We start from the raw sequence: 5,934 nt of genomic DNA, 5'->3' as shown, positions 1-5,934 counted from the left end.
ACATGCGGAACGTGCCGGTGTGCGGGATCGTCGAGACATACGTCATCGGCGAGCCCTTGTCGTACGCGTTCATTCCGCCCCGATCCACCGATCCCGGTCCGTCACCGCTTCCGCCCCGGCCGCGGAGCCCGTGCCGCCCGCCCCGGGTCCCACCCGCACCACCACCCCGCCGTGCCGCACGGAACGGTACTCAGCACCGGACACCCGGGCACAGTCCCCCCGGACCACCCGTTGCGTGGCCGTCACCACAGGTGCGGTCCGGGTGCCGTCGTCCACGGGCGGCACCCGCAGGTTATCCACAGTGGTTGACACCTCGCGGTGCCCGTCTCACCATGGAATCGCACGAACCGAACGATCGGTCGGGAGCGTGCTCCGCGAAGCACCCAGGTCGAGGGGGACCTCATGGCGACAGCAGCCGCCCGCGATACGGCGGACAGCAGGGCGTTCGACGCGCTGACCGGCACGGACGACACCGCCGGCCACCAGCGCGCCTTCGACGCGGCCGTCGCCGCCGACGAGCGGATCGAGCCGCGCGACTGGATGCCGGACGCGTACCGGGCCACGCTGGTCCGGCAGATCGCACAGCACGCGCACTCCGAGATCATCGGCATGCAGCCGGAGGCCAACTGGATCACGCGCGCGCCCTCCCTCCGCCGCAAGGCGATCCTGATGGCCAAGGTCCAGGACGAGGCCGGGCACGGCCTGTACCTCTACAGCGCCGCCGAGACGCTCGGCGTCAGCCGGGAAGAGCTGCTCGACAAGCTGCACTCCGGCCGCCAGAAGTACTCCTCGATCTTCAACTACCCGACGCTGACCTGGGCGGACGTCGGCGCGATCGGCTGGCTCGTGGACGGCGCGGCGATCACCAACCAGGTCCCCCTGTGCCGCTGCTCCTACGGGCCCTACGCGCGTGCGATGGTCCGTGTCTGCAAGGAGGAGTCCTTCCACCAGCGCCAGGGGTACGAGCTGCTGCTGGCTCTCAGCAAGGGCACCCCGGAGCAGCACGCGATGGCGCAGGACGCGGTGGACCGCTGGTGGTGGCCGTCGCTGATGATGTTCGGCCCGCCCGACGACGAGTCGCAGCACTCCGCGCAGTCGATGGCCTGGAAGATCAAGCGGCACTCCAACGACGAACTGCGTCAGCGCTTCGTCGACATCTGCGTCCCCCAGGCCGAGTCCCTCGGTCTCACCCTCCCCGACCCGGACCTCACGTGGAACGAGGAGCGCGGGCACCACGACTTCGGCACGATCGACTGGACGGAGTTCTGGGACGTCCTCAAGGGCAACGGCCCGTGCAACGAGGAGCGGCTGACCCGGCGCAGGCGGGCCCACGAGGACGGCGCCTGGGTCAGGGAGGCGGCAGCGGCCCACGCGGCCAGGCACACGAACAGCGAGACAGGAGCTACGCGCGCATGACCCACACCGACTGGCCCCTGTGGGAGGTCTTCGTGCGCTCGCGCCGGGGACTGTCCCACACCCACGCCGGCAGCCTGCACGCCCCGGACGCGGAGCTCGCCCTGCGCAACGCCCGCGATCTGTACACCCGGCGCGGCGAAGGCGTCTCGCTCTGGGTCGTGCCGTCGTCCGCGATCACCGCCTCCTCGCCGGACGAGAAGGACCCGTTCTTCGAACCGGCCGCCGACAAGCCCTACCGACACCCGACCTTCTACGAGATCCCCGAGGGGGTGCAGCACCTGTGACGACGACACCCGCCGAGGACACCCCGGCCCGCACGGCCGCCGCGCTCGCCCTCGGCGACGACGCGCTGGTGCTCTCCCACCGCCTCGGCGAGTGGGCCGGCCACGCACCCGTGCTGGAGGAGGAACTCGCCCTCGCCAACATCGCCCTGGACCTGCTGGGCCAGGCCCGGGTGCTGCTGTCGATGGCCGGCGACGAGGACGAGCTGGCGTTCCTCCGCGAGGAGCGCGCCTTCCGCAACCTCCAGCTGGTGGAGCAGCCCAACACCGACTTCGCCCACACCATCGCCCGCCAGTTGTTCTTCTCGGCCCACCAGTACCTCCTGTACGGGGAACTGGCGGCGGGCGACGGCCCGTTCGCGCCGCTGGCCGGCAAGGCCGTCAAGGAGACCGCCTACCACCGCGACCACGCCGAGCAGTGGACGCTGCGCCTCGGGGACGGCACGGACGAGAGCCATGCCCGGATGCAGCGGGCCGTGGACGCGCTGTGGCGCTACACCGGCGAGATGTTCCAGCCGGTCGACGGCGTCGACGCCGACCGGCCGGCCCTGGAGGCGGCCTGGCTGGAGTGGACCGGCCAGGTGCTGCGCAGGGCCACGCTCACGGTCCCCGACGGCCCCCGCACGGGAGCCTGGGCGGCCGGCGCCGGCCGCCAGGGCCTGCACACCGAACCCTTCGGCCGGATGCTCGCCGAGATGCAGCACCTGCACCGCAGCCACCCGGGAGCGGCATGGTGACCGTCACCCCGCTGGAGGCGGAACTCCTGGAACTCGCCGGTTCGGTGCCCGACCCCGAACTGCCGGTGCTGACCCTGCGCGAGCTGGGCGTCGTGCGCGCGGTGCACGCACGCGGGGAGGACACCGTCGAGGTCGAGCTGACCCCGACCTACACCGGCTGCCCGGCCATCGAGGCGATGAGCCACGACATAGAGCGGGTGCTGCGCGACCACGGGGTGCGCGAGGTCACGGTGCGCACGGTGCTCGCGCCCGCCTGGTCGACCGACGACATCACGGACGAGGGACGCCGCAAACTGCGCGAGTACGGCATCGCCCCGCCACGCGTGGGGGCGGCCCCCTCCGGCCCGGTGCGGGTGGAGCTCGGGGCGACCCGCACCGCCCGGCCGGACGACGGACCGGCCCCCGTCCGCTGCCCGCACTGCGGGTCCGCCGAGACCGAACTGCTCAGCCGCTTCTCGTCCACCGCGTGCAAGGCGCTGCGCCGCTGCCTGGCCTGCCGTGAACCGTTCGACCACTTCAAGGAGTTGTGATGGCCCGCTTCCACCGGCTCCGGGTGGCCGCGGTCGACCGGCTCACCGACGACTCCGTCGCTCTCACCCTCGCCGTCCCCACGCATCTGCGCGAGGAGTACCGCTACGCCCCCGGCCAGCATCTGGCACTGCGGCGCACCGCCGACGGCCAGGAGGTACGGCGCACCTACTCGATCTGCTCCCCCGCACCCGACGGCGAGGCCCCGAGCACCCTCCGGGTCGGCGTGCGGCTGGTCGACGGCGGCGCCTTCTCCACCTACGCGCTCAAGGAGATCGACCTCGGCGACGAGCTGGAGGTGATGACCCCGGCCGGCCGTTTCACCCTCCCTCCCGCGCCCGGCCGGTACGCGGCGGTCGTCGGCGGCAGCGGGATCACCCCGGTCCTGTCGATCGCCTCGACCCTCCTCGCCCGCGAGCCGGAGGCCAGGTTCTGCCTGATCCGCAGCGACCGGACGGCCGCCTCCACGATGTTCCTGGAGGAGGTCGCCGATCTGAAGGACCGCTACCCGGAGCGGCTCCAGCTGGTGACGGTGCTCTCCCGCGAGGAGCAGCAGGCGGGGCTGCCGTCCGGCCGGCTGGACCGGGAGCGGCTGACCGGGCTGCTGCCGGCGCTGCTGCCGGTGGATCAGGTGGACGGCTGGTTCCTGTGCGGGCCGTACGGACTGGTCGAAGGCGCCGAGCGGGCGCTGCGCGGGCTGAGGGTCGCCCGCTCCCGCATCCACCAGGAGATCTTCCACGTGGACACCGGTACGGCACCTGCCGCCACGGTGTCCGCCCCCGCCCACAGCACGGTCACCGCCCGGCTCGACGGACGCGGCGGCACCTGGCCCGTGCGGTCCGGGGAGTCCCTGCTGGAGACGGTGCTGCGCAACCGGCCCGACGCGCCGTACGCCTGCAAGGGCGGGGTGTGCGGGACCTGCCGCGCCTTCCTCGTCGCGGGCGAGGTGCGGATGGACCGCAACTTCGCGCTGGAGTCGGAGGAGACGGAGGCGGGCTACGTCCTGGCCTGCCAGTCGCATCCGGTGACGGAACAGGTCGAGCTGGACTTCGACCGGTAGGGCTCCACCGCAGACGGCGGGACTCCGCTACAGGACGTGCCCCGGCTGCCCGTCGTCGGTGACGACCGGGCGGCCGGCGGACTCCCACACCTGCATGCCGCCGTGCACGTTCACGGCGTCGATCCCCTGCTGGGCCAGATACATCGTGACCTGGGCCGACCGTCCACCGGAGCGGCAGATCACATGGATCCGGCCGTCCTGCGGCGCGGCCTCGGTCAGCTCGCCGTAGCGGGCCACGAACTCGCTGACGGGAAGGTGCAGCGCCCCTTCCGCGTGACCGGCCTTCCACTCGCCGTCCTCCCGGACGTCCAGCAGGAAATCGCCGTCCTTGAGGTCCGCGACCTGGACCGTGGGCACACCAGCTCCAAAACTCATTGGTAGTCCGGGGCGCGGTGCCTTTTTCGGGCCCGATTCCCCTTTCCCCTTTCAATCCGTGCGTGCGGTTTTCCCGCACACGGCTTACCGATGATCTTCTTGACTAGGTTACGCAGCCTTCGGATAGCGAATCGTGCCACGCAGTCAATACAGGCCGTGCCCGGCAAACCACCCCTCCGCCCATTCCTGCCGCTGGCCACGCCGTAGGTTGCATCCCCGTTTCTTGACCATCAATCTACGGAGCCGCCACACCACGTACTCGTCAGCAGACCGGAACTTCCGGGCAGCATTCCCGGTTCGAAAGTAGTTTCCCCAGCCGCGCAGGATTGGATTCAAGTCCGCGATCACATCACGGATATCCCATCCCGACCGGCGGCGGTCAGTCCGTTCCCGGACCTTGTCCCGGAGTCTCTTCATCGCCGCCTTCGACGGCCAGCGATGCAGGTAGAAGCAAATCTTGCCATACTTCTCCCACATCCTGCCCGAGAATTGGGCTCTGAAGTGGCAGCCGAGGAAATCGAGTCCTTCCCGGCCCTCCCTGAGGTCAACCACCTTCGTTTTATCCGGGAGCAGTCGCAGCCTCAGCGAGCCGAGGATTTCCCCGACCGCTTCCAGAGCAGCCCTGGCCTGGCGGTCCGATCGGCACAAGACGACTCCGTCGTCCGCGTACCGCACCAGTTCACCAACCCCTCGCCGTGTCAACTCGGAGTCCAGAACATGCAGGTAGATGTTGGCCGGCAAGGGCGAGATCACCCCGCCCTGAGGTGTACCGGCAACCGTCCGCCGAACCTCACCATCCACCATCACACCCGCCTGCAACCACAAACGAACCAGCTTGAGAACCCTGCGATCCGACACCCGGCGCCCCACCTCGACGAGAAGCCGATCGTGATCGATCTCGTCGAAGAAGCTTCGGATGTCGAACTCGACAACAAAGTGACACCTCTTGATGAAACCGACTCGAAGTCGCTCCATCGCCTGCGTCGCCGACCGCTTCGGACGGAATCCGTACGAGCACGGAAGGAAGTCCGCCTCGAATACCGGCTCCAACACGATCTTCGCCGCCTGCTGAGCCACCCTGTCCCGAACGGCAGGAATACCAAGTGGCCTCACACCGCCCTGCGGTTTCGGAATATCCACGCGCCTGGCGGGCGCGGGACGATACGTACCTGCACGCAGAGAAGCCTGAAGTTCACCGAGTAAGCGGCCAACTCCATACTCCTTCTCCACGAATACCAGAGTGACTCGATCCACCCCGGCACTTCCACCATTAGCCCGAACTCGTTCCCACGCCTCCCACAGCACATCACCTCTGTGGATACGGTCGTACAGGGCGTGGAACCGCCGCTCCGGCGACTGCTTGGCCGCAGTCCATAGTCCGCGTTGAAGTTTCCGCACTTTCGCCACGGACGCATGTCCGTCCACCACGACGGGGCAAAGCCCGTCGGGGAAGTTGGACCGGGCGGTCCCGGTCATGCCCTCGCGCTTACCCTCGCTACGGACGTGATCAAAGCAGGGGCCCTTTCCTCCCGGCGCG

At 69.6% G+C, this 5,934-nt stretch carries 7 protein-coding genes; 5 read left to right on the top strand and 2 right to left on the bottom strand.

The window, feature by feature from the left end; translation table 11 throughout:
• Positions 1-402 precede the first annotated feature (402 nt).
• Genes paaA through B9S61_RS22095 form a run of 5 tightly spaced genes read left to right on the top strand, consistent with a single transcriptional unit; the run spans position 403 to position 4,022 of the window.
• Positions 403-1,416: a 1,2-phenylacetyl-CoA epoxidase subunit PaaA gene (paaA, locus tag B9S61_RS22115; protein ID WP_103543826.1), complete on the top strand. Its 1,014-nt coding sequence runs from the start codon at positions 403-405 to the stop codon at positions 1,414-1,416.
• A complete protein-coding gene (gene paaB, locus B9S61_RS22110) occupies positions 1,413-1,700 on the top strand; it encodes a 1,2-phenylacetyl-CoA epoxidase subunit PaaB (RefSeq protein ID WP_103543825.1) in 288 nt (95 codons plus the stop codon). Before paaA ends, paaB begins: the two co-directional genes overlap by 4 nt.
• Positions 1,697-2,434, top strand: a complete 738-nt coding sequence (gene paaC, locus B9S61_RS22105) for a 1,2-phenylacetyl-CoA epoxidase subunit PaaC (protein WP_103543824.1) — start codon at positions 1,697-1,699, stop codon at positions 2,432-2,434. The genes paaB and paaC overlap by 4 nt, the downstream gene beginning before the upstream one ends.
• Positions 2,428-2,964: a 1,2-phenylacetyl-CoA epoxidase subunit PaaD gene (gene paaD / locus B9S61_RS22100; RefSeq protein WP_103543823.1), complete on the top strand. Its 537-nt coding sequence runs from the start codon at positions 2,428-2,430 to the stop codon at positions 2,962-2,964. The genes paaC and paaD overlap by 7 nt, the downstream gene beginning before the upstream one ends.
• Positions 2,964-4,022, top strand: coding sequence for a 2Fe-2S iron-sulfur cluster-binding protein (locus B9S61_RS22095; RefSeq protein WP_103543822.1), 1,059 nt, complete (start codon positions 2,964-2,966; stop codon positions 4,020-4,022). Before paaD ends, B9S61_RS22095 begins: the two co-directional genes overlap by 1 nt.
• 27 nt (positions 4,023-4,049) lie before the next feature.
• Here the strand turns inward: B9S61_RS22095 and B9S61_RS22090 are convergent, their stop codons facing one another.
• Together B9S61_RS22090 and ltrA are read right to left on the bottom strand one after the other, a co-directional pair.
• Positions 4,050-4,379 carry a rhodanese-like domain-containing protein gene (locus B9S61_RS22090; RefSeq protein WP_103543821.1) on the bottom strand — a complete coding sequence of 110 codons (330 nt, stop codon included), beginning with the start codon at positions 4,377-4,379 and terminating at the stop codon, positions 4,050-4,052.
• A gap of 162 nt (positions 4,380-4,541) precedes the next feature.
• A partial coding sequence (gene ltrA, locus B9S61_RS22085; RefSeq protein WP_219819939.1) for a group II intron reverse transcriptase/maturase occupies positions 4,542-5,934 on the bottom strand: 1,393 nt, incomplete at its 5' end.

Origin of the sequence: Streptomyces sp. SM1 (assembly GCF_002910825.1) — a bacterium.
In the GTDB taxonomy this organism is placed as follows: Bacteria; Actinomycetota; Actinomycetes; order Streptomycetales; family Streptomycetaceae; genus Streptomyces; species Streptomyces okerensis.
Note: the sequence above shows the minus strand (reverse complement) of the source record. Positions and strands in the feature narration are given on the sequence as shown.